Genomic DNA, 230 nt, shown 5'->3' with positions numbered 1-230 from the left:
CTTAGAATTCTCTTCCCACCTACCTGTGTCGGTTTGCGGTACGGGCAGCTTCACCTGGCTAGAGGCTTTTCTTGGCAGCATGAAATCAAGACCTTCGGTACTGTAATTTTCCCTCCCCATCACAGCCTAGCCTTAATGATGTGCGGATTTGCCTACACATCGGCCTCACTGCTTGGACGAGCATCCATCAGCTCGCGTCCCTATCCTTCTGCGTCCCCCCATTGCTCATA

General features: G+C 52.6%; 1 rRNA gene. It reads right to left on the bottom strand.

Annotated features, from left to right (window positions below):
* Positions 1-230, bottom strand: a 23S ribosomal RNA gene (locus M3661_RS31150); the annotation flags it as partial.

This window comes from Paenibacillus sp. MER 180, assembly GCF_023713665.1.
Taxonomy (GTDB): Bacteria; Bacillota; Bacilli; order Paenibacillales; family Paenibacillaceae; genus Paenibacillus_B; species Paenibacillus_B suaedae.
Note: the sequence above shows the minus strand (reverse complement) of the source record. Positions and strands in the feature narration are given on the sequence as shown.